This is a genomic window from Nesterenkonia salmonea, assembly GCF_005771525.1.
GTDB lineage: Bacteria > Actinomycetota > Actinomycetes > Actinomycetales > Micrococcaceae > Nesterenkonia > Nesterenkonia salmonea.
This window is the reverse complement of the sequence record NZ_VAVZ01000019.1, coordinates 1-23758: the sequence shown is the minus strand read 5'-3', so window position 1 is coordinate 23758 and position 23758 is coordinate 1. Positions and strand designations below refer to the sequence as shown.

The following is a 23758-nucleotide window of genomic DNA, read 5'->3' as shown; positions in this document are numbered from 1 at the left end:
CGAGTCTGGTGCACCACGGGACCTCGCTTCGTCCATTCGGTGAGAAAATGGTGGTCTGTGTCATCATAGTCTGATATTGGCGAACTGCGGGGGGACAGGATGACAGGCGCGGTGACTCATGCCATGCGTGTCCTTAGGGTCGCCCATCACGGCGTCGTGACTCCTTGGCGGCAACGGGAACGTGAACTGCGCAAACAACACGTCGATGTGACTCTGGTGTCCGCCAAACGCTGGAATGAGGGCGGCAAGAACATTGACCTCCACGCAGGCCAGGATCATTTCGTCACAGGCGTGCGCACATTCGGGACACATCCCAACGCTTTCGTCTATTCACCTGTGCCTCTCTGGAAGCTGCTCGGGCAGCGGTGGGATCTCATCGATCTCCACGAGGAGCCGTTCTCCCTGGCTGCGGCTCAAGTGCTTGCCATGCGACGGCTGCGCGGACTTCGGACACCCTTTGTTCTCTACTCTGCGCAGAACATTTATAAGCGTTACCCGGTCCCCTTCCGCTGGTTTGAGCGCTACGCACTGCGCAGGACCGCCGGGGTGTACGTCTGCAACAGTGAGGCTGGGGAGATTCTGCAACGGAAAGGGTTACGCGCTCCGGCGCGGTTAATTGGCCTAGGCACAGATGTCAGTGTCTTCACCCCGAGTGAACGTCAGCGGCCGCAGACTCCGGTGCGCGTCGGCTTCGCTGGCCGCCTCGAATCCCACAAGGGCGCGCACGTCTTGCTCACCGCAATCTCGGAGGCGCCCCAGTATCAGCTAGACATCGCCGGTGATGGTCCTCAACGCCCCGAATTGGAGGCGCTGGCTGACACCTTGGGCATCGCTGATCAGGTTGCTTTTCGAGGTCATCTGGGTGATCAGCTGCCAGACTTCTACCGGGAGCTCGACGTGCTTGTGGTTCCATCGCTCCCCACTCCCGGATGGTTGGAGCAGTTCGGGCGGGTGGTGATCGAGGCATTTGCTTCCGGGGTCCCCGTCATCGCCAGTCGCACCGGCGCACTCCAGGATGTGGTGGCCGACGCCGGGATCCTGGTAGAACCTGGAGACCCCCAGGCCATCAGAGAAGCCCTAGCTGTGGTGACGGACACTGTCCGATGGTCCACCCTCAGAGATGCCGGACTTCACCGAGCCCAGCAGTTCGACTGGCCTTCGATAGCCACTGAACAACTCACGTTCTACCAGGAAGCGCTAACACCTGTGGATAATCCCGAAGCTCCACCAGAAATCGTGGTTGTGGCCTATGGCCCAGCTGAACCGCTGGCAGATGCCATAAGGCCCCTGACCGGGTTCTCCATCACGATCGTCGACAACTCCTCCTCTGCGGAGACGCGCGACGTCGCGGAACTCTATGGTGCCCACTACATCGATCCCGGCGGCAACCTTGGTTTCGCCGCCGGGGTGAACATGGCCTTGGACTCCCTGGAACAGCGCGGGCTGAGCACTTCCGATGTCCTGCTACTGAACCCAGATGCCACCGTCACCGCTGAATCCATACGGTCGCTGCACGTCGGGTTGCACGAAAACCCGCACCTGGCGTGCGTCGCTCCCGTGCAGAAGCACCCGAGAACCGGGGTCCCTGAACGGGTGTCCTGGCCATTTCCAGGGCCCGGAGCCGCGTGGCTCGAAGCGATCGGGCTCGGACGTCTTAACAACCGTGCAGGCTTCATCATTGGTTCGGTGCTATTGCTTCGCGGCTCTGCGTTGGCTGATGTTGGAAGATTCGATGAGCGGTTCTTTCTCTACGCGGAGGAAACCGACTGGCAGTTACGAGCCGTCAAACGGGGCTGGAAAACCGGTTTAGTGTCTGAGGCCACCGCCACTCATGTTGGCGCGGGCACCGGTGGAGATTCAGTTCGCAGAATGGAGATGTTCAACACCTCACTTCTTGCTTTTATGGATAAGCACTACGGCCGGACCGGGGAGTTCTCGTTCCGAGCGGCCGTGCTCGCCGGTGCATTGGCCCGTGCTGCGGTGGCCCGCGGGGACACTCGGGACCGAGCGAAGTGGCGCTTGCGGTTCTATACCAGGGCGCCCCGTGCCGGCGGCGTCGGAGAGCGGTGACCATGGATCTGATCGTGTGTTCCCTCGAGCCCTGGGACGATGTCTGGCGGCGCAATCAGTTTCTGGTGGACGGGTTGCTACGCCAACAGACAGTGCATCGCGTTCTTTTCGTTGAGCCGACCCGTGATCCGTTGCATCAGATCCGCACTGGCCAGAAGGCGCAGCTCGGGCAGGGTCTGATACCTGTCCCTGGATACGGTGGCCGTTTGCATAGGCTCGAACTCACCAAATGGTTGCCACGCGCTGTCGGCCCGTGGGCCCACAGTTTGCTTCGTCGCGGGGTTCGCGGCGCCGTGCACCGTCTGGGGATGAAATCACCGGTGTTGTGGATCAATGACCCTGGTTGGGCCCATATGGTCCACGCCACCAACTGGACGTCCCTCTATGACATCACCGATGATTGGGCGGCCGCCGAGCGCCCACCGCGCGAGCACCAACGAATCGTCACCAACGACCAAAAGCTCGTGCAGAGATGTGACGCAGTTGTGGTGTGCTCCCCCCACCTTGCGCATTCCAAGGGAGGAGTACGGCCCATCGAACTCATCCGGAATGCCGTGGATGTGGCACGGTACCGCGAACCCTTACCCCGCCCTACAGATATGGGAGACTCCCGGTCTGCTGTGTACGTCGGAACCCTGCACGAAGACCGACTGGATGTGGATCTATGCCTGCGCATCGGGGGGCAACTCGCCGCCCTGAACGCCGCGCTAGTCCTGGTCGGCCCGAACGCGTTGAGCACCGAGAACACCACGCTGTTGAACCATGCGCCCGGCGTCCGCCTCCTCGGCACCCGGGCCCACCACACGATTCCCGCCTACCTCCAGCACGCAGACGTGCTCGTAGTGCCCCACAAGGTGGATGAGTTCACTGACAGTCTCGACCCCATCAAGCTCTATGAATATCAGGCTGCCGAACGACCAATCGCCGCCACCCCTGTTTCGGGTTTCCGGGAACTTGAGGACACACCAGGTGTGGTCATCCAGCCCTCCGATGATCTTCCCCATGCGGTGGCTCAGTTCATCGCTGAGCCACCGGCGCAGGTGGGCCCCTTTCAGCTGGCCGACTGGAGCGACAGAGTGACCGCTATGGCAGCTGTTTTGAACTCCGCCGCCGAATCCGCTGAAGACTCCGCAGCCCGCCGTCGACCAGACCAGTAGGTGCGGCCATGAGCGCCCACCGGAACTCCCCAGCGGCCTTGAAGGGACGGCGGTGCTGAAGTTCAGCCTTCGCGGCGCGCCCAGCAGACCACCACGCGAACCTTCTGTTCTTTCGCAGGCTCTCGTCCAACGCCTCAACGAGGTCGATGTCTCCCCGTTCGTGTGCATTGCCTCGGTGCAGGCGAAGCACCCGCTCGATGCTCTCCACCAGGTCTCGGTGCCGACGCGTGGTGTTGCTTCCATGATTGCGGTAGTCGACCAAGGCTTGTGGTTCGAACAGGAAGTCGCCACGCTCAGCTAGGCGGAGCATTAGATCCAGGTCTTCAGCCAGCCTGATTCCCGCATGGAACCCTCCGGCGGCAACCAGCGCGGCTCGCCGCACCATGGTATTTGGAAGGATGATCCCAGTACTGCGCCGCGCGATGTCAAGGCGGTCAGCAACGGGGACCTGATCCGCATGCGCCAGCACCTCTCCCTCGTGATTGATCGTGCGCATCCCGCAGTAACAAGCCACGGCGTGAGGAGTGGCAAGAAAATGCCCCACCTGCAGCTCAAGGCGCCGAGGGTCCCAGCGGTCATCGTCGTCGAGAAAGGCGACGTACTCGCCTTGTGCGGCTGCAATGCCGACGTTGCGGGCCACACTCACGCCTGCCGCCGCCTGGTGAATAACCCGCGCGTTGGTGATTGAGGAGACGGCTAGATCGACTTCAGCCGATTCTGGCGCGCCGTCGTCCACCACAATGAGCTCGACATTTGAGTAACTCTGAGCCTCGACTGAAGCGAGGGCTTCAGGAAAAAAAGGACCTATTCTGTTGGTCGCAAGAATGACGCTCACCAGAGGCATCACACTGTTCATCCCTGAATTCTAGTAGCTTTCACGCACTGCGCGGCGAACCCAAAGACGCAGTCCCGGAAGCCGACACACCCGTAGCACTCGCTTCCTTGACAACAACTCGATAAGTTGGGCTTATTCGTGTCTTAGAGGGGGACGTAATTTGGGACAAATACCAGCGGTCAGTGTTTCAGGTCTGGGCAAAACCTACAGACTCGGCGCTAACGGAGAACGCCCGTCAACTGCCGCGCAAGCAGCAATACAGTGGCTGCGATCCACCGGCATGGCAAAGTACACGCTCTTTGATGCCTTGGATGATGTGTCCTTTGAAATCCCTCAGGGCGAAGCAGTCGGAATCGTTGGCCGTAACGGAGCCGGCAAATCCACTCTGCTGAAGCTCCTGACCCGAGTCACGGGGCCTACACGGGGAAAGATTGAACTCAACGGACGCATCGGTTCGCTCCTGGAGGTCGGAACCGGATTCCACCCCGAGCTGACGGGCAAGGAAAATATTTTCTTGAATGGCGCGATTCTTGGCATGAGCCGCCAGGAGATCCGCAAGCAGTACGACGAGATTGTTGCCTTCTCCGGTATCGAAAAATTCCTGGCCACCCCCGTGAAACGCTACTCCTCAGGCATGCAGGTTCGTTTGGCATTCTCCGTCGCAGCACATCTGGAAACGGAAATCCTCGCCATTGATGAGGTGTTGGCCGTCGGCGATGCCGAGTTCCAACGCCGCTCCATCGCCAAGATGAGGGAAGCGGCCTCAGGTGGGCGCACGGTGCTCTATGTCAGCCACCAACTGCAGACAGTGCAGGCCCTGTGCACATCCGCCCTGCTGCTGGACCGCGGCAAGTTAACCTACTCAGGCACCGTTGAAGGCACTCTAGAGGCATACCGGGACAGCTTCGAGAGTTTCGCCATTGCCCAATCGAATCCAGATCTTCGGCCAGGCAATGGAATGCTGCGCCTGGAGAGAGTCTCTATGGAGGACGAGTTCGTCAAATCAGGCGACGACATCGACATCAGGTTCGCAGCTCCGCCGTCGAAAGACCTGATTGGCAGCTACTTCGTCTCCGCCCACATCAACAATGATCAGGGAGCCGTCATCGCCCAGTGCGACTCACGGCTGGTAGGCAAGTGGTTTGACCCCAACCACCGCCATGAAGGGCACCTCTTGATCCGTGACTTGTGGCTAAAACCGGGCCAGTACACAGTCGATGTCTTCGTATGTCAGGCAGGCGTTCTTGACGCGTGGGAGGGGGCGTGGCGTTTCGAGGTCCTTCCCGACCTGCCATATCCCGAATTCACCGAATCTTCGGGCACCGAAAAAGGGCTCGTCTTCGTCAACTTCGACTACAAGGAGGCTTGAGGTGCAGAAGCCTAAGCCCACTTCGATCACGCCGCCAGGTCGGCTCAACCTCCCCCAGTGGCGCGAAATCTGGCGTTCGCGTGAAGTGGCGGTGCGAATGGCTCAACGGGACATCATCGTCCGCTATCGGCAGACCATTTTCGGTATCTCGTGGGTACTGCTTCAGCCTCTCGTCACAGCTGGTGTCTTTACTATTGTGTTCGGAGTTATCGCCGGTTTAGATTCCGACGGCATTCCGACCTTCGTCTTCACTCTTGCCGCAATGCTGGCCTGGAACCTGTTCAACGGGGCAGTGAGCCAGGCCTCGACCTCTATGGTGAGCAATCAGTCGCTCGTACAGAAGGTGTTTTTCCCTCGGCTTATTGTGCCGGCCTCGAGCGTCGTGTCGATTGTCGTCGACTTCCTGGTGAGCCTCACACTGCTGGTGGCGCTGCTGTTTATCTTCGGAATCAACCCCGGTTGGCCCATTCTCCTGCTGCCTGTCTGGGTCCTTCTGATTCTCATGCTCGGGCTTGGACTGGGCCTAATGGCGGCGGCCTACCTGGTGAAATACCGGGATGTTGGCTACGTCCTGCCCTGGGTTTTGCAGGTGCTGATGTATGCCAGCCCACTCGCCTACTCTCTGAACGCCGTTCCGCAGAACATTCGGTGGTTCTTCGAAGCGAACCCGATCACGTGGTTCCTCGAAGTCTTCCGCTGGTCGACCTTAGGAGCCGAGGCACCGCCATCATGGCAGTTCATCGCCCTCATTGTGGCAGCGCCGGCCGTCCTCTTTCTGGGCATTCTCGTCTTCCAAAAGAACGAACGTGAGTTCGCGGATTACATCTAATGCGCGTCACCGCTTATGTGCTCGTCGCTGACCCGAACTTCCTGAGCGAGAGCCTGCGCTCGTACTACCACCATGTGGACCGCATAGTGCTGTCCTATGACAAGACATCAGTCTCCTGGACCGGCACTGCCATTCCTGTCCAGGAGTGCCTCGACGTGATCGAGACGGTGGACACAAACAATAAGTGCGTCCATGCACCAGGATCCTATGCCCGGCTCGACCATGATCCCCTCGACAATGACACCCATCAACGGCAGCAAGCACTGGATCTGGCATCTGAAGGCGCAGATTGGGTACTGCAGTTGGATACCGATGAGGTCATGCTCGATCCAGAACAGTTTTTCCGGTCGCTGCACCGAGCTGAGTCCCTCGGGGCATCCGCCATGGACTACCCGTCGCGGTGGCTATATGCGCAAGTGGGGCCCGGGCGTTTTTTGGAGGCCAGCACCAGGTTCGGCCGACCAGCAGCTTCTTTCCCCGGTCCACTGGCGATCCGGGCAGGAACGCAACTTGTGCAGGCACGGCAGGCTGAGGTCCCGCTCTATCGAGTTGATCTCCGACCGTGGAACACCGATCCGCACCATAACCATGGAAGCACAGTTCATGAGGTCATCAGCCCGGAATCAGCGGTGCTTCACTACTCATGGGTTCGAGACCACGCCACGATCCGGCGTAAGTTCGGTTGGTCCGGACACGCCCAGGACTATTCCCAACCAGTTGTCTATCAACGGTGGGCACGCCGCCAACGCAGGCCCCGGCAATCCGTGCTGACCTCGCCATTGCGACGCAGCGAATGGTATCGCCTCGTGACCGTTCCCGAGGGCGTGGGGAAGTGAGCCTAGCGAAGCTGAGCGTCACGGTCATCGTGGTTGCGAGAAACTACCATGGTGATCTCCTTGCCTGTCTGAAGCACCTCAAAGACCTGGATACCAAGCCAGCTGAGGTGCTCATTGTCGGCGCACAGTGGGACGATCCGGCCGTCCAAACTGCTCGCCAACAGTTCCCCGAGTTTCACTTCCTTCCCGACGAACCTGCTGAGGGCGCGAGCAATCCATCTCATGACCTAGGTGTTGCGGCAAGCGCAGGTGACGTCGTCGTGTTCATCGACGACACTTCCCGTGCCGAGCCAAGCTGGCTCAACGAACTGATGATGCCCTATGAGGACGAATCCGTGGCCGGCGTGAGTGGCCGAGTGGCGAACGGCATCCCGGGTGAGGCGACAAACGGCATCAGCGAAATTGGGTGCTTGCTGCCAAATGGCAATCTCACGGATAATTTTGGGGCGGATCCTGGACGCCCCATTGAAGTGGACCACGTGCCCAGCACGAATGTGTCCTTCCGCCGCACCGCACTGGAGAGCATTGGGGGTATACGCCGCATCGGATACCCCGGCAGGGGCGGTCGCGAGCTGACAGATGCGGCTCTGCGGCTGCGAGCGAAGGGGGGCCGACTTATCTTTCAGCCTGCGGCCGTAGTAGAAGCACCCGCAGCTGGCCGAACAGATGAGAAGAACAGGATGAGTTACCGCTTTTGCTACACGGAACGCCGCGACCATGTCATGGTGCTTCTCCGGGCTCTAGGGTGGAGGGACCCTCTGACGTACAGGTTTCTCTGGACCACTGTCCGCGAGCAGCCCAATCATGTGCGCAAGTTCGTTCAGAGTCTAGGGCGCACCCATCCAGACGGGAGTCGACGCCGACTCCGTGAACGCTTAGCAGCTCCGGAACCACTGACGTGGATCCCGGTAGAGCTCTCAGGGCTCGCAGCCGGATTCCCAGCCGCCTTTGCTGCAAGACGAAACGACCTCATAGGCGCCGGACAAGCCAATAGCGGCGCGCCCCCCTAAGGCGGCCCCTCAGTAGCTCTCGCCTGCCTCTTGGGTTCCGGTCGATACTTCGACTCGAGCGCGATCGGGCCATGCAAGAACAGGGAGCCCCGCGCCTTCGCTTGGCCGCGCCTATCACCCCGGAACAGAAGGATCCGCGGAATGCTGGAAAGCACAGTGGCCCACCGCGCAGCGTGCCATCCCAGAGAGCCGTGATGCTTCAGCAAGAAACGCTGCTGACCGGCCTGCAGAAAAACCTCCCGCCGTACCGGGTCAGAACTTGTACCACCACCGATGTGGAGAATTGTGATGTCGTCAACAGCAACATTGCGCCAGCCCGCCTCATGAGCACGGTACTCCCAATCCGCCTCCTCGGCGTAGAGGAAGAACTCCTCGTCAAAGCCTCCGATATCAGCAAGTGCCGCTGCGTTCAGCAGCAGGACCGAACCGATGACGTAGCGGGGCTCACTGCGCACCAAGCGGCCAAGCTTGACCGCATCTGCAACGTACTGCGAAGGGCGCGGGTACGGCCACGTGACTTGGGCACGATTTCCGTTGAGGTCTACCTGCCCCGGTCCCACGCAGGCAATGCGTGGGACGGCATGTAGAGCTTCGCTCAACAGGAGAATCTCCGAAGGCTCAATTACCGCATCGGGATTCAGAAGCAGAACATCCGATCCAGGAATCTGACGGCGTGCCAGGGCGTAATTTACTCCCGCGCCGAAACCGAGATTTTCTCCGGGGTCCCAATATGTGGCGCCGGCCGCTTCTGCGATTTCCGCTATCTCAGGCATCGAAGAGTTGTCCACGATGGTCACGGTGCACCCGCCTAGGGGCGCAAGGGTACTTGTGAGCAGTTCCGGGGATCCATAGGCTACGATCACAATTTCTGGCAGGCCGGAAAGTGAGCTGTGGTCACTCGGAGCTGGGCCTTGAGCACCCGCTGAATTTTCGTTCACAGTTCCCAACTTTCACGAGTTGATCCTCTGAGACTTTGCAGACATTAGACTACTACTTAGGGCTAGCACCACGTCTGGGGGCATCATGTTCAAGCAACCTTCGCCGCTTCTTGTGCGGTCGCGGGACATTTGGCGTGAACCTGCGCCCAGAGGCGGGCAGTTTTCGCAATTGTCCCTCGCGCCTGTGCCGCTGCCGGCATTGGCAACGAGACCTTTCGGGGTCTTCTGCGTGGACACTGTTGAACCATTAGTCAGCCTCACTTTCGATGATGGGCCACATCCTGAGCACACGCCTGGCATTCTTGATGTGCTTGCAGAGCGGCAGGCGCGCGCAACGTTCTTCGTGTTGGCGAGCCAAGCTGCTGAGAATCCCGATATCGTTCGGCGCATCGCTGCGGAGGGGCACGAGGTCGCACTGCACGGCCTTGATCACACCGCATTGACACGGCTCAGTGATGCCCAAGCGTTGCAGAACATTCGTCAGGCCAAAGACCTCGTGGAGGGCATTGCGCAGACTGAGGTAAAGCTCTTCAGGCCTCCCTACGGCAAACACACGTGGCGGCAGGCACTAGGGATACGCCGGATGGGGATGGAACTGGCCATCTGGTCTGGCCATGCCTGGGATTGGATTGATGACGAGACCGTTGTGGTCGCAGATCGAGCTCTGCAGGCCGTGTTTCCTGGCGCTGTTCTCCTTTTGCATGATCACCGAGCTGATCCGGAGATGCTCGGTGACGGCGAACGCCTCCCCACTTTCAATAAGGCCGAGGTTCTTTCTCACATTCTGGACGGTCTCAGCCAGCGAAACTTCGGCACCGTGACCGCACATGAGTTGCTCAGCAATCATCGGCAGGTGCGTAGCGCACTTCGAGACCGAATGAGGCGAGAATGATTTACGATGCGAGCGTCATCATTCCCGCATACAACGCTGAAGAGACCCTCACCGAGCAGTTGGAGGCCCCTGCGTCACAGGAGACTACCGTCCGTTTTGAGGTCCTGGTGTGCGACAACGGTTCATCGGATTCGACCCCGGAGGTCACCGCAGCGTTTTCCCCTCAGTTCGGGGGCCTTCGCCTGATCGATGCCTCATCCCGGCGGGGCGCTTCAGCAGCACGCAATATCGGAGCAGCTGCTGCCCGGTCACCTCATTTGCTCTTTTGCGATGCTGACGATGTGGTCAGCGCCGGCTGGGTGAGTGCGATGCACCACGCACTCCTGGAGGCTCCCTTTGCGGTGGGTGCTGTAGAGCATTCATTGCTCAACCGGGGCCGCGACTGGGATTTCGGGTGGAATGAGCCTACGTTCTATAACGAGGCACTCCCCCAGCTTCCGGCAGGTGGGTCGGGAAACATGGGTATTCACGCTGAGGTGTTTGCCGAAGTAGGTGGCTTCGAGGAGTCATTGAGTGCTGGCGAAGACCTTGACTTTTCCTGGCGAGTCCAGTTGGCGGGTTACAACCTCCTGGGTGTGCCTGAGGCTATCGTGCACGTACGCAAGCGAGACGGCCTTCTGGCTTCGCTGCGTCAGGCCTATGCCAAAGGCTCCGGAACTCGCCTGCTGTCGCAGCGCTACTCGCGCGTGAGAGAGGCGTACGCCCATGCGCCTCTAGGGCCTTCCCTCCCAGAGACTGTCGGTGGGGCTGAACCAGCCCCGAGTCGACGACGGAGAATACAGAGAAAAGTCATGAGGATCGCTCGGCGACCTTCTGAGGTTATTCCCCACGCTGCTGCGCTGGCGCACCGGCTAGGTTACAGCCGAGCCCAAACAGGCGCGGTCGCTCAGCTTACGCCTCCAGAGACCTTGCCCTGAGGCGAAGGGCTTTTCTCTTCAGGACCGTCCTCGCCCCCTTTGCGCCGAAGGAGTTCGCGCACACGCTCCCGAGATCTGCGGGCCAGCGGCACCGCCCGCAGAAGCAACGGTGAAATGGGACCGCCCAGAGACATCAGAAGGTTCACCCTCTCTCGCCGATGGGGGTAGATCGCAGTACTAGATGAGTAGAAAGGGTCGAGGTCGGGGTCGAATAGCGTGTCGGGGTCTCGGGAATTCAACATATCGAGCCCCAAAATGCGGCCCATGTGCCCCACGCTGTAACGTCCAAAATCCTCATTGTACGAATCAATGATCCCGAAGACGCCCCCGCCCGACTTGTAGCACACGCTCATATACAGAACCGTTTTTCCTGATTCCACTTGGAAAATTCGCAGGTCTCCGTCGCTCCCGAACCGTTCGGAGACCTCTCGGAACCATTTCTCCGTATGCTCGGACAGCGCCATCGCTGTTCCACCAGCGGAAGCGTCTCCCTTCCACCCCGAGGCCTGGAACGTGAGGAAGTCGGATATAGCTTCAGGGCTGTCACTGCGGTCGATAAGCACCACCGGGGCGCCGAGCTCTTTCAGGAGGCCTCTGGCACGCCTTCGGAGATTCTGCGTTGCTTTCTTACTCGAAAGAGGCAGCATAAATTCAGGAGTCAGCTCTAGCCGACCGTCCTCTGAGACGTTCGAGTTCGGGAGCAGGGTGGGGCGTTCTGACTCAGCAAAGGCCCATGGCTGGCGGAGTAATTCCTGCACGAAGACACCGGATCGTGTCACGGCTTGCTCCAGTGCGGCCGCGAGTGGACCATCGCCAACGAACTTATGGAGGGCGAAAAGTCCGGGAAGGCGGCTGGCCCGCAAGCCTCGAAGCAGCGACTCCATCGTGGCAACTGGCTCTCGAGGATCGATGAGTGGATGATGCCGCTCGGCATGAGTGTGCAAGAAGCGGCCCGCCGTCGACACAGCACGGAACGGAAAACCCTGCCAGGCCGGTTCCACAGTGAAAGCGAGCAGACCGCGGAGATCGTCGTCATCCTCTACGAGTGCCACCATCATGTCGGCGGCATCCGGGTGCGTCAGAACTGAGGTGTGGAGCCAGCGGGGGTCCAGATAGGCGTTGGGCTCTATCGCTCGCTCAGCAAGTGCCTGCCATCTGAGGACATCGCCTTGGGACAGCTCTGCCACACGGAGAATTCGCGTTCTCACGATTCGCCCCCCTCTGAATCTCGTTTTGCCCGGTGTCGTGCACCAAGTCGAGAGTACATGCGCAGAGCAGCCTTGCGTCCTGTGCCCCGAACAGCCAGCATATATGTCTCGTGCGTTCGGCGCTCAGGAAGAAGCCGCTGCACCTCTGGCGCTGCCTCACCCATGCATGGATCATAGAATTGAACACCCGGTATGGAGAGAATCCTGTTCTGGACCAATACTCGCCCCAAGAGACCGGGGCTGAACTTTGCGGCTTCCTCGTTGAAGGTCTCTCTGAGTGCGAAAACACCGTCGCCTGATCGCAGCTCGATCGCGAGGTAGACCGTTGTCGCTCCGGCACGAAGCTCATTCACATACAAGTGACCAGAATCTCGGAACTGATGTGCCACTTCACGCAGCCACGCGCTCTTGGACTCGGCCGCATAGGCCGCTCCGCCCTGAGATACGTCGCCCTTCCAACCTGCATTCTCCAGAGCGAGAAAGTCGTCCACCGCAAGTGGATCTTTGCTGCGGTCAACCAAGCTCACCGGGCCAAATGTGCGCTCCATAGCACGGAGGCGCTGCTTCATCTTTTTTCGCGCCGAAGTACTCAAGTACGTCTGACCTGCCACGATATCGACGAGCTCGCGCGCTCCGGCTGATTTTCTTGGCGGTACGGATTTGCGTCGATACCAGGCAGTTTCAAAGGTCGACAAGGTATGGCGCGGCATGTTGCAGTCGACTGCCGCCGCTCGAATAGCTTCAGCGACTTTGCCTTCGCCTGGGGCGCCGACCATCGCGAGGACCCCGGGGCGTTCACTCAGGCTCATGGCTTGGAGAAGAGACGTGGCCGCCCCAGCAGGGTCTGTTCCACTGATCAACGGACGGCGAACAGCCATAACCTGATCGAAGAATCGACCTGACGTTGACGTGGCGACGGGAGCCACGCCACGTAGCTGGATCGGTTGGTCGGAGAAGGCGTGAAGTGCCACAAGTTCGTTTCCATCCCGCACCACGGCGAGTTCCACGTCTTCAGCTTCTTCCAAATGCGATGCGCAGGGCCGGAGGAATCGGGGATCAAGGAATGCATTGGGTTCTGCCGCTGTCTCGGCGAGATCTTCCCAGCCAGATATGCCGTGAACCGCATCTACCAGCGGCACAAATTGGACATCCACTCTTGCCTTCTTCCGGTAGAACCCGCGAGTCGTGACCCAATGCGCATGGCATAACCCGCTCCCCCATCACAGCGCGCGAAATACCCTTCGATTGCCCCCTGAGGCCATTATAGCTGCAAGACTATTGGGCTGCGAGGGTCACTGAGCAGAGCGGGGCTCGTACTCCAGGAGAACGTCTGCCCCGCGCCACGCACCCGGATCCGGAGTCACCGGCGCCCATCCTTCAGCTGCGCCCATTCCCCGACGCATAAGCCCTTGTGGGCTGCTGTCGGCACCTGGAACTGACAAGCCAGGTGTTTCTGACTCGTAACCATCCTGCGGAATGACGTCAGAGACGTTGGGCTCGCGTCCCCGGGGGAATGTGACAGCGATGAAGTACTGACTGTCTTCATCCAGCGCCACGGGCTGGACGAATCGGCACTCGGCCCATTGACCCCGCACAACGTCATCACAGGTACTCGAGGCAAGCCAGGTACCAGGCAGTTGGTCGTGAGACTTCCACAGATGCGCGAAGTACCCGCCCCCTTCAACATCAGCGTCCGCCCCGGCAGCCAGTTGCACTCTGCCCCCGACGGCGCTCCAGTCGTTGTCCCCTCCGACCTCGAAGGCTGTGGCCACTGTCGCCGGCGAAGTCTCTTGCCCTTCCGGGTCTGGATCAGGCAAAGTGGCGTCGTTGAACAGGCTCGCTTCTTGCGGATTCGATAACGTCGGTGGTTCAGCCGATGGGATGGAGAAGTCTCGTTCAAGAGCCATACCCACCTGCTCATCCTGATCCCAATGTTTCCCGAAAATCTCGTCGTACGGCGCGTAGACCGCCACTGTCTCTTCTTTGCGCTGCTGCTCTTCCGGAGTCAGTATCGTATTCGGCAACCCAGCGAGCTGCATACTCCCATAGATGGCACTGGTCGGTGCTGTCTCGGAGGCTTCCACCGCCGCCGCCGCAAAGCGCCCAGCTGCAACGTGGTCAAGATGATCTCCCGCTCCGAACTCATCGCGTGAATTCAAGTGCCGAACCACTGCCGGATCGTGAAGATCGATCAAGCTCGACAGCACTGAGATCAGATCATCTTTGGTATACGCCTCACCAGAGTCGACAGCTTCCAGAGCTTCGGTTTCTTCCAACCACAACTCGGCCAGTCTTGGCGGGTAGGAGTCCGGAAGCCGCAGCCAATAGAGACGTATGTCAGCTCCATCAAGCTCGGAGTATGCGATGCTCATGCCATCAACGGACACTTCACCCGAGGTCCATGAGGGGGAGGATTCCTCGGCCATATGGGCGTAGGCGGCCCTAATTCCCTCTTCTCTGCCCTTGGGATAGTCGCCCCAGCCTTGACCAGCATCCCCAGCGGTGATGTAAATGGTTTGTACCGCAGCTCCCTGCCGTAAGTCGTCCTCTATAGAGGGGTTGATCAGGCCCAGATCGTCGTCGTGATGGGCAACAATTGACATACCTGTAAGACCATCGGGGTCGTCTGCCAACGGGTCAGGGTCCGTGGAACAGCCCAGGACTAGGCTCGCCAGTATCAGCGATACAGCCGCCTTCCATGGGTGGTAGCAGGCCGAACGAATGCTCTGTAAGCGGGGACGGCAGCTTTTTAGCCCTCGCGAATACCGCGACGGGGGTTCAGCTTTTCGCGTCCACATCACTGGCAGTTTCCAGATAAGAGTCGTAACTCCGGGGCATCGTTCGGCGCTTGGAACGGTTGGCAACGATGCCTGCGACCGAGCAACCGCTGGACTCTAGCGTTTCTAAGGTGGAGAGGAGGTTGCGCTTACTGGTGGACTTCACCGATGAGACCACGACCACGCCGTCGGCTTGAGCGCCCAAGAGCGTGGCGTCGGCAATGACCATCCCTGGAGGCGTATCAATGAGGATGACATCCGCCAACTCCCTCAGGCGTTCGATCACCCGGGGCAGGGAGTCACCCGCCAAGAGATCTGCAGGCTGGGACCGAGCCACCCCAGCCGGCAGCAGGCGAAGTCCGTCGAATTGAGTGGGCAGCAAAAACTCACGAATCTGCTCGGTTGCGGCATCGGACCGTAGAGCTTCAGAGAGCCCTTCTTTTTCTGTTTGCTCCCCGAAGTAAGACTCCACACGAGGGCGTCGCAAGTCACCGCTGACGATGACCACGCTGCGCCCGCTGCGTGCCACTGAGACGGCCAAGTTGGCTGTAAGGAACGTTTTACCGTCCGCTGGCATCGGGCTGGTAATGGCGATGACGGCATGCTGCTCCGAGTAGGAGACTTGTAGCGAGGTTCGCAGGTTGCGAATGCTCTCATTGAAGGGTGTTGGCGCGATTCCTGCCAGGGGTAGTGAGAGATCGTCAGCTCCCCGTTTCTCTACCAGCGGGATTTCGGCAAGAAGCGGTTGTTCAGCTATTTCCTGCATGGCCAATGCAGTGCGCATACGGTCGTCAAAGAGGTCCCGAATCAGCGCAACTCCGGCACCTGCGATGAGCCCACTGATGATGCCGATCACGATCAGGAGAGGAAGGTCTGTGCCGACGCGACCTCCGGGAGAGGCCGTCTGGAGCGTCGTGACTGGGGGGCCTGCATTTTCGATGGCGTCTATCTGACTCGCCAGTTCAGCGTGTTCCGAGAGCGCCACACCCAATTGGTCCTGAACGAATGTGTCCTCAGGGTCCTCGCCCACGGCCTCGATAGCTTCTTCCCGCACCACATCGGCTTCTTCAAGGTCAGCTTCCAACTCGGCCAGACTGGCATCGACCTGTGACTGGAGGTGGGAAGTGTATGCCTCGCCCACAGCATTGGCTCGGGCCTGAGCCTGTTCCGGGGACTCTGCCTCACTTGTGATCTCAAGACGTTGCGTTCTTACGCCTTCGAGCAGGGCCACGCTGGTGGACTCCTGCAGTTCAGCCACGGAATCACCAGTCTCCGCCGCCGCCCCCTCAAGTACTTCCTCTGAGGTGACGAAGAATGTGTCCAGGTCTAGCTCCATGCCTTGGTATCCGCCGGGGCCTTCAAGAGTCGTGGCCGCGGCCTCGCTATAGCGAAGAGTGGTCGAGGATTCGTAGACCTGCGGTGTGAGCAGTGCGTACGCGGCTGTCGCTCCCCCGATCAGGATCGTTGTCAGCAGCACTAAAATCCAGCGATGCCCAATAATTCCAAGTACCTGTCGCAGCGTCATACCGTCATATCCTCACTCAAAGTGTGGGTTCCCCCCGGAACTATGCGCCAGCCCCTGCCAGAAGTATACGGATGCGATGGTGTATAACGAATAGGCCCACGCATTGAGAGTTCACTGAATTTCATCGAGGTAATCGAAAAGTCGGTTTTCCGCAGGAACAGGGCGAAAACCAGTGGCGGAGATTTTGTCAAGATTCAATGTGCTGTTCCGCGGGCGTGGCGCGGACTGTTTCTCCGATACGTACTGGGCTGTTGTCACTTCTGTGACGTCATCAGAGGAACGGCCCGAGAGTTCGAAGACGCGTTTGGCAATATCTGCCCAGCTCTGGGGAGGCCCAGCGTTAGTGAGGTGGTAGGTGCCGAAGGGCGCAGCTGTTCGAATGAGGTGGTCGATGCCGTCGACCAAATCCCGGGTGAACGTCAGACGACCGTATTGGTCACCTACTACGGACGGGTTTACCCCTCGTGAGGCCAGCCCAACCATTGTGCGAACAAAGTTGTTGCCTTGGCCGATGACCCAACTGGTGCGCACGATCCAGTGCTTGGGCAGAGTTGAAACCAGCTTCTCTCCGGCGGCCTTGGTTTGCCCATATACGCCCAAGGGGCTCAGCGGCTCGTCTTCGTCGTGCGTTTCTTGGGTACCGTCGAAAACGTAGTCGGACGAGATGTGCACCATCGGCACTCTGTGTTTGCGGGCTTGCTCTACCAAGTGCGCCAGCCCTGTGACATTGACCTGCCAGCACTCGCGCCGGCCTTGTTTCGTCTCAGCTGCGTCTACGGCCGTGTAGGCGGCCGCGTTGATGATCACTCCGAACTGGGAGAAGTCCGTGGCATCTATCGACGCCGGATCGCAAAGGTCAATGTCCGTCCGAGCTAGGCCTACTGCCTCAGGAAAGTGTTCAACGAGCGCCCGACCCAACTGCCCGGAGGCCCCGACGATGACTGGCGGTTTGGGCGCCACAGGGTCGACGTCGGGAAAGAAGGGATGGGAGCGGTCGGCGTCAGAGAGCTCTGCATGGTCCAGTGGGATCGGCCAGTCGATACCGATCGTTGGATCGGCGAGGTTGAGATACGTGTAGGAATCGCGAGCCCGCGGGCTCCAGTGATCGTTCACTAGATAGGAGTAGACGGTTTTCGGCTCGAGTGCCTGATATCCGTTGGCAACCCCCCGCGGTACAAACACCGCTTTCTCAGGACCCATGTCCAAAGAAAATGACGTCCCATATGTCTCACCTGGCCGCAGATCCACCCAAGCGCCGAAGATCCGCCCGTGCGCTAGGGAGATCAGTTTGTCCCAGGGTTCAGCGTGCAGCCCTCGAGTGCTACCAGCCTCTTCGTTGAACGAGACGTTGTTCTGAACGGGGCCGAAGTCTGGGAGACCCAGAGAAGTCATCTTTGCGCGTTGCCAGTTCTCCTTGAACCATCCACGTGAGTCTCCATGAAGCGGCAGGTCGAACACTAACAGGCCTGGAATCGGCGTTGGGTGGGCGCTGAGTTCGGTCATCACTGCCCAGCCTGGGCGTACTGAGCCTCCGTGGAGGCTTTCGCCGGGCGCCACCAGGATTCGTGTGCGCGGTACCACTCGATCGTGTCCTGCAGGCCCGAGGAGAAATCAGCGTATCGGGGACGCCAACCCAGTTCTTGACGAAGCCGAGTGGCGTCTATCGCGTAGCGCAGATCGTGCCCAGGCCGGTCATTGACGTGGTCGTAGGCATCGGCAGGTTGGTCCATGAGGGTCAGGATCAGTTCGATCACTGATGTGTTGTTGTGTTCTCCGTCGGCGCCGATCATGTAGACCTCCCCGATCCGTCCCCGGTCGATGATCTCCAGAACTGCAGTGTTGTGGTCATCAACATGGATCCAATCCCGGACATTCAGTCCTGTGCCATAGAGCTTAGGGCGATGCCCATCAAGGATGTTGGTGATCTGGCGAGGGATGAACTTCTCAACATGTTGGTAAGGCCCGTAGTTGTTGGAGCAGTTGCTGATGGTGGCCCTGACCCCAAAGCTGCGCACCCAGGCTTTGACCAGCATGTCTGACCCGGCCTTAGTTGCCGAGTACGGGCTCGACGGATTGTAGGGTGTGGTTTCGGTGAACTTCTCAGGGTCGTCCAACTCAAGGTCACCATAGACCTCGTCAGTTGAGATGTGGTGGTACCGCTTGTCATGCCGATGAACTGCCTGAAGCAGCTCGTAAGTGCCCACCACATTGGTCTGAACAAAGGGCGACGGGTCGCGCATCGAGTTGTCATTGTGCGACTCAGCCGCGAAATGTACTGTCACGTCGTGGGATTGGACAAGCTCATCGACAATTCGTGCATCGCACACTGATCCCTTCACAAACTGGAAACGCTTTTCCGGAAGGCCTTCCAATGATGAGCGGTTCCCAGCGTAGGTCAGCGCGTCCAGCACAGTCACGGTGTGTTCGGTGTTCTCAAGGACGTATCGCGTGAAGTTGCTGCCGATGAAACCGGCACCGCCAGTGACGAGAAGCGAAGACATAAACCCATACTATGGGCCGCGTGGGATAATGCGGGATATGCGTGGCATAATCCTGGCAGGCGGCTCAGGCACCCGACTTCATCCCATCACTTTGGGCAACAGCAAACAGCTCGTGCCCGTATATGACAAACCGATGATCTACTACCCGCTCTCAACACTTATTTTCGCGGGCATTTCAGACGTTTTGATCATTACTACTCCCCACGAACAAGACGCGTTTCAGCGCCTTCTGGGAGATGGTTCGCAGCTCGGAATTTCCATCGACTATGCCGTGCAGCCGGAACCCAAGGGGCTTGCCCAGGCGTTCACAATCGGTGAGGATTTCATCGGCACCGACACCTGCTGTCTGGTGCTGGGCGACAATATTTTCTACGGCCAGGGTCTGGGCACTCAACTCAGCAATTTCAGCGGCATCGAGGGCGCACTGATCTTCGGCTACCAGGTCGCCGATCCCACTGCCTACGGTGTGGTGGAACTGGACGAAACCGGCTATGCGATCTCGATCGAGGAAAAACCCACGCGGCCGAAATCACCCTACGCCGTTCCCGGTTTGTACTTCTATGACAATGCGGTGGTGGACATCGCCCGCGACCTAGCGCCATCGGCTCGGGGAGAATACGAGATCACTGATGTCAACCGTGTGTATCTGGAGAACCGTCAGTTGCGCGTTTCGGTGCTGCCCCGCGGCACCGCGTGGCTGGACACAGGAACATTTGATTCACTCAATGACGCCAGCAACTTTGTCCGCACGGTGCAAGCTCGGCAGGGTCTCCAGGTCGGCTGTCCCGAAGAAGCCGCGTGGCGAATGGGGTTCCTTTCAGACGAGCGTTTGGCCCAACGAGCTCAGGCACTCGCCAAGTCCGGCTATGGCCGCTACCTGGGGTCTTTGCTGGAATTACGCCGCTGAGGTCTGCTGGCGGGCACACCATGCGCTCACCAGCAGACCTCGAAGAGTGTTCCTCTAGTCGGCTTTGATGCGCTGACGCAGTTGCTCTGCTTCAGCGCGAATCGTCTCAGGCAGGGATTCTCCGAATTCTCCAAACCATTCGTCAATCCCCACCAGCTCTTCGGCCCATTCTGCGGGGTCGACCTTGAGCGCATCTTCTATGTCTTGGTCACTGACCTCGAGTCCGCTGAGATCTAGGGCCTCGGGAGTCGGAGTGAAACCGATGGGAGTCTCGGTAGCTTCCCCGTGTCCTTCAAGCCGTTCCACAATCCACTTCAAAACACGGGTGTTCTCCGCGAATCCAGGCCACGCGAAACCGCCGTCACGGTTGCGGCGGAACCAGTTGACCAGGAAGATCCTGGGCAGGTCCTCTTCTGAGGCGGCGTCGGAGACTTCCACCCAATGCTTGAGGTAGTCACCGGCGTCGTATCCGATGAACGGCAGCATGGCCATGGGGTCCCTGCGTACCGTACCCACCTGCCCCTCGGCTGCAGCGGTCGTCTCCGATGAGAGGGTGGCGCCGAAGAAAATGCCGTGGTTCCAATCACGCGCTTCGGTCACCAGCGGCACTGTCGTCTTCCGGCGGCCGCCGAAAAGGATGGCGTCGAGCTTCACTCCGTTCGGTTCAAAGTACTCCGGCGCCAGCATGTCAGTCTGGTCAATGGGAGTGCAGAACCGGGCATTGGGGTGCGCTGCTGGTTCGTCAGAGTCTGGGGTCCAGTTCTGACCAGTCCAATCGATGAGGTGTTCTGGAGTCTCTTCCGTCATGCCTTCCCACCAGACCCCGCCGTCATCTGTAAGGGCGCAGTTGGTGAAGATGGAGTTGCCCTTGGCGATGGCGCGCATGGCGTTGGCGTTGGTGTGCCACCCGGTGCCCGGTGCCACCCCGAAGTATCCGGCCTCTGGGTTCATCACCCGGAACTCACCGTTTGCGCCGGGCCGGATCCAGGTGATGTCATCACCGAGCGTCTCAGCCTTCCAGCCCTCCAGGGTGGGGTCGATCAGCGCGAGGTTGGTTTTGCCGCAGGCCGAGGGGAAGGCTGCGGAGATGTAGTAGCTCTTCTGCTCGGGGCTGGTGAGCTTCAGGATGAGCATATGCTCGGCGAGCCAGCCCTCATCGCGCGCCATCACCGAGGCGATGCGCAGCGCGTAGCACTTCTTCCCCAACAGGGCGTTGCCCCCGTAGCCGGAGCCGAAGGACCAGATCTCCCGACTCTCCGGGAAGTGGACGATGTACTTGTCCTCATTGCAGGGCCACGGCACATCCTCATCGCCGGGCTCCAGCGGGGCGCCCACCGAGTGCACGGCGGGGACGAAGAACGCGTCGAGCTCCTCGATCTTGCGCAGAACATCGGTGCCGATGCGCGCCATGATGCGCATCGAGGTCACGACGTAGGCGGAATCTGTGATCTCCACGCCGAACTTCGGGTCATCGGCTTCGAGGTGGCCCATGACGAACGGTATGACATACATGGTCCTGCCCCGCATTGCGCCCTGAAATACTCCGCTGAGAGTCTTGCGCATCTCCTCCGGCTCCACCCAGTTATTAGTGAAACCGGCGTCGCGCTCCTTCTCAGAGCAGATGAACGTCCGCGATTCCACGCGGGCGACGTCGGCCGGGTCGGAGAAGGCGGCGAAGGAATTGGGAAAGTCCGGACTGGTGAGGCGAGTCAGGGTTCCGGTGTCCACGAGGTGATCGGTGAGCCGAGTGTGTTCTTCTTCCGAACCGTCCACCCAGTGGACGTTTTGCGGCTCTGTGAGCTCCGCGATCGAAGCGACGAAGTCGATGAGCTTCTGGTGTGTAGTGGGGGCATCCTTGGCGATGTCCCAAATATTTTCACCGGGCGCCATTGCAACGGTGTTCACTGTTTTTCCCTCCATTGGGTGACAGATGTATCGCGCCTTCTCCCTCTGCCACACCATGCGAAGGGCAGGTGGACCGCGAACGGTCCGTGGCGCGTACTACGTTGTACGTGCCGTCCTTGCTTCCGCGATGGGCCTGCGGCGTCAGGAGGAGACAGCGCTAACTCTAACGCGCCAATGTCACAATCAGGTGAACTACTCGCAGAAGTGTGACCGAGATCACTTTTTGACCTTGGCTCCTTACCGGAGCTTCCTGGATGTCAACCACTGCAGCCGTCGGCGCAGGATACGGATCTGCTTGCGCAGCCGCGATGAGGTGCGGACTTCCGGTTCTTTCACTGTCATAACCGGCTTCTGAGGTGTCTGATTCTTCTTGGAAGCGGCGTCGGCGAACATGGCATCCACCAGCATGCCAGCGGCGTCCCGACTCTGACCGGTCCAAGGGTAGTGATGACCGGTGATCATGGCGCTGCTATTGACTTCGAGCACATAGGGTTTATCCCCTTGCCCCTCGCGCGGAAGGAGCATGTCAATTCCAGCGACGCGCAGGCCGGGTATGGCTTTGGCCACGTCTTCGGCCATGCGGATCTCTTCAGGGGTGAGCTCATCTGTGGCGTCCACGCCGTCTCCCCCGCTGTGGACGTTGGAGTTTGGGCGCAGCCAGACTTGCTGACCATCTTCGGGGACCGATTCCAAGGTGAGCTGACTCTTTTTCAGCTCTTTGACAACGACGTCGTCGACAGGGATTTGGTAATGCACAGGGTTTTGCGATGCAGTGCGTTGCCTGTTCTTCTCCTCAATGAGCTCGGCAACAGTGGAGGAACCGTCTCCGATGACATTGGCAGGCACACGTCGTGCGGCGGCAGCAACTTTGCCGTAGACCAACAGCACTCGATGTTCCACTCCTTCGACGAAGCGCTCGACCAAGACATAGTCGGACTGGGAAGCGACGTCTTTGAACGCGGCCTCGAATTCGGTGAACTCGGAGATCCCAATATGAACTGATGAGCCCATGCCCTCGTTGGGTGGCTTCACGACAACGGGAGTCTGATGCGACGCCCAGCTCCACGCTTCATCCAATTGGTGATGGCCGAAGGCAATGTTCTCAGGGGCCCGGACACCTCTATTGAGGAGCAGGCGGCTGGTCACATCCTTGTATCGGGTGCAGCGGCGGGCAAGCAGATCATTCAGGTTTGAGCGGGCGCCGTCGAACCAGACGCTTCGATTGCCGACCTTCATGGTCAAACGCCGCTTGGAATCCCCGGAGATGGGTATCCCCTTTTCCAACGCTCGGCTGGCTAAGAGGGTCACGGTGAGGCCGCCCTTGATGTCGTGCTTCACCAAATACTGGTGTGTCTCTTCTAGTTCCACGGGCCTAACCTCTGCTCTCTCACGACGCACCTCCACCAGGCCATTGAGACCTTCTCGGAAGCCCCCTGGAAGATGACTTTACAGGGAGAAATATGCCAACACGGAAGCCGCGAGCACCGGGCACGTACGTGTCAGGGGCGACTCCCATGATGCCGCAGGAGACCAAGCGAGGTTGCAGCTGACCATGGTTGAGCAGATAGCGTGGCGAGACATCAAGACGACCCATATTGAACAGGAGGCATGAGTGCAGACTGAAGAGATTGACACCATTATCAAGGAACGTGCCGAGCTGGAATCCACAGAGGCGGCACATGAGGCAGGCACTGCGGTTCTGGCTGAACTCAGCCGTCTCAACATCGGCTCGGAGGCACGCGAAATTGCCGCACAGCTGCCGGAGGAGTACAAGGGAGCATTAGCCTCTGGCGAGGCGGCGGAGGATCTGACGAGGGACACGCTGCTGGGTCGGATCGAATCAGCTTTAGACCTCGATCGCGAAGCCGCCACGCGTGTCACTCACGCTACGATCTCTGTGATCGCTGATGCGGTGACACCAGGCGAGCGGACATCGTTTGTGAACGCGCTCCCGGAGGACATTTCCGGACTGGCCGTCTGGAGCTGAACGTCAATACCTGCCTCGCATGAGGCGCGCTAGTGGTCTGTCTCAGTTTTGGTTTGCCTGTTCGTTGAGGCTGGTTCGTGCTCGGGCGACTTTGT

General features: G+C 59.6%; 20 protein-coding genes. 10 read left to right on the top strand and 10 right to left on the bottom strand.

Annotated features, from left to right (window positions below; genetic code table 11):
• Nucleotides 1-99 precede the first annotated feature (99 nt).
• On the top strand, nt 100-2070 hold the full coding sequence (locus tag FEF26_RS08035) for a glycosyltransferase (RefSeq protein ID WP_138253028.1): 1971 nt from the start codon (nt 100-102) through the stop codon (nt 2068-2070).
• 2 nt (nt 2071-2072) lie between these two features.
• Nucleotides 2073-3227 carry a glycosyltransferase gene (locus FEF26_RS08030; RefSeq protein ID WP_138253027.1) on the top strand — a complete coding sequence of 385 codons (1155 nt, stop codon included), beginning with the start codon at nt 2073-2075 and terminating at the stop codon, nt 3225-3227.
• Here FEF26_RS08030 and FEF26_RS08025 read toward each other — a convergent pair.
• Nucleotides 3154-4083 (bottom strand): glycosyltransferase family 2 protein, encoded by a 930-nt coding sequence (locus tag FEF26_RS08025; RefSeq protein ID WP_138253026.1) that lies wholly within the window; start codon nt 4081-4083, stop codon nt 3154-3156. The genes FEF26_RS08030 and FEF26_RS08025 overlap by 74 nt on opposite strands.
• Nucleotides 4084-4342: 259 nt before the next feature.
• Between FEF26_RS08025 and FEF26_RS08020 the strand changes: the two genes are divergently transcribed.
• Genes FEF26_RS08020 through FEF26_RS08005 form a run of 4 tightly spaced genes read left to right on the top strand, consistent with a single transcriptional unit; the run spans nt 4343 to nt 8106 of the window.
• On the top strand, nt 4343-5431 hold the full coding sequence (locus FEF26_RS08020) for an ABC transporter ATP-binding protein (RefSeq protein ID WP_138253025.1): 1089 nt from the start codon (nt 4343-4345) through the stop codon (nt 5429-5431).
• 1 nt (nt 5432) lies between these two features.
• Nucleotides 5433-6260: an ABC transporter permease gene (locus FEF26_RS08015; RefSeq protein WP_166432965.1), complete on the top strand. Its 828-nt coding sequence runs from the start codon at nt 5433-5435 to the stop codon at nt 6258-6260.
• The gene (locus FEF26_RS08010) at nt 6260-7096 is read left to right on the top strand and encodes a glycosyltransferase family protein (protein ID WP_138253023.1); all 837 of its coding nucleotides are present in this window, start codon (nt 6260-6262) and stop codon (nt 7094-7096) included. The genes FEF26_RS08015 and FEF26_RS08010 overlap by 1 nt, the downstream gene beginning before the upstream one ends.
• Complete coding sequence (locus FEF26_RS08005; protein WP_166432964.1) at nt 7093-8106, top strand: glycosyltransferase family 2 protein; 1014 nt, start codon at nt 7093-7095, stop codon at nt 8104-8106. The genes FEF26_RS08010 and FEF26_RS08005 overlap by 4 nt, the downstream gene beginning before the upstream one ends.
• Here the strand turns inward: FEF26_RS08005 and FEF26_RS08000 are convergent.
• Nucleotides 8103-9044: a glycosyltransferase family 2 protein gene (locus FEF26_RS08000; RefSeq protein ID WP_166432963.1), complete on the bottom strand. Its 942-nt coding sequence runs from the start codon at nt 9042-9044 to the stop codon at nt 8103-8105. The two genes, FEF26_RS08005 and FEF26_RS08000, sit on opposite strands and share 4 nt — an antisense overlap.
• Nucleotides 9045-9273: 229 nt before the next feature.
• Between FEF26_RS08000 and FEF26_RS07995 the strand changes: the two genes are divergently transcribed.
• The gene (locus tag FEF26_RS07995) at nt 9274-9936 is read left to right on the top strand and encodes a polysaccharide deacetylase family protein (protein ID WP_166432962.1); all 663 of its coding nucleotides are present in this window, start codon (nt 9274-9276) and stop codon (nt 9934-9936) included.
• Entirely contained in the window at nt 9933-10853 is a 921-nt protein-coding gene (locus FEF26_RS07990; protein ID WP_138253019.1) for a glycosyltransferase family 2 protein, read from the top strand. The genes FEF26_RS07995 and FEF26_RS07990 overlap by 4 nt, the downstream gene beginning before the upstream one ends.
• Here FEF26_RS07990 and FEF26_RS07985 read toward each other — a convergent pair.
• From FEF26_RS07985 to rfbB, 6 genes are all read right to left on the bottom strand, one after another.
• The gene (locus tag FEF26_RS07985; protein WP_138253018.1) at nt 10823-12061 is read right to left on the bottom strand and encodes a GNAT family N-acetyltransferase; all 1239 of its coding nucleotides are present in this window, start codon (nt 12059-12061) and stop codon (nt 10823-10825) included. The genes FEF26_RS07990 and FEF26_RS07985 overlap by 31 nt on opposite strands.
• Nucleotides 12058-13215, bottom strand: coding sequence for a GNAT family N-acetyltransferase (locus tag FEF26_RS07980; RefSeq protein ID WP_138253017.1), 1158 nt, complete (start codon nt 13213-13215; stop codon nt 12058-12060). Before FEF26_RS07980 ends, FEF26_RS07985 begins: the two co-directional genes overlap by 4 nt.
• A 138-nt stretch (nt 13216-13353) precedes the next feature.
• Complete coding sequence (locus FEF26_RS07975; RefSeq protein ID WP_166432961.1) at nt 13354-14664, bottom strand: PIG-L family deacetylase; 1311 nt, start codon at nt 14662-14664, stop codon at nt 13354-13356.
• A 175-nt stretch (nt 14665-14839) separates the two neighbouring features.
• Nucleotides 14840-16363, bottom strand: a complete 1524-nt coding sequence (locus tag FEF26_RS07970) for a tyrosine-protein kinase domain-containing protein (RefSeq protein ID WP_138253015.1) — start codon at nt 16361-16363, stop codon at nt 14840-14842.
• 111 nt (nt 16364-16474) lie between these two features.
• Complete coding sequence (locus tag FEF26_RS07965) at nt 16475-17866, bottom strand: sugar nucleotide-binding protein (RefSeq protein WP_138253014.1); 1392 nt, start codon at nt 17864-17866, stop codon at nt 16475-16477.
• Nucleotides 17866-18864, bottom strand: a complete 999-nt coding sequence (rfbB, locus tag FEF26_RS07960; protein ID WP_138253013.1) for a dTDP-glucose 4,6-dehydratase — start codon at nt 18862-18864, stop codon at nt 17866-17868. The genes FEF26_RS07965 and rfbB overlap by 1 nt, the downstream gene beginning before the upstream one ends.
• Before the next feature lie 37 nt (nt 18865-18901).
• On the opposite strand from rfbB, the gene rfbA reads away from it, so the two are divergent.
• A complete protein-coding gene (rfbA, locus tag FEF26_RS07955; protein ID WP_138253012.1) occupies nt 18902-19771 on the top strand; it encodes a glucose-1-phosphate thymidylyltransferase RfbA in 870 nt (289 codons plus the stop codon).
• 54 nt (nt 19772-19825) lie between these two features.
• Here the strand turns inward: rfbA and FEF26_RS07950 are convergent, their stop codons facing one another.
• Both FEF26_RS07950 and FEF26_RS07945 read right to left on the bottom strand, forming a co-directional pair.
• Nucleotides 19826-21661 carry a phosphoenolpyruvate carboxykinase (GTP) gene (locus FEF26_RS07950; protein WP_138253064.1) on the bottom strand — a complete coding sequence of 612 codons (1836 nt, stop codon included), beginning with the start codon at nt 21659-21661 and terminating at the stop codon, nt 19826-19828.
• 252 nt (nt 21662-21913) lie between these two features.
• Entirely contained in the window at nt 21914-23044 is a 1131-nt protein-coding gene (locus FEF26_RS07945; RefSeq protein ID WP_138253011.1) for an ATP-grasp domain-containing protein, read from the bottom strand.
• Between the two features lie 244 nt (nt 23045-23288).
• On the opposite strand from FEF26_RS07945, the gene FEF26_RS07940 reads away from it, so the two are divergent.
• Entirely contained in the window at nt 23289-23663 is a 375-nt protein-coding gene (locus tag FEF26_RS07940) for a DUF2267 domain-containing protein (protein WP_138253010.1), read from the top strand.
• Nucleotides 23664-23758: the final 95 nt, after the last annotated feature.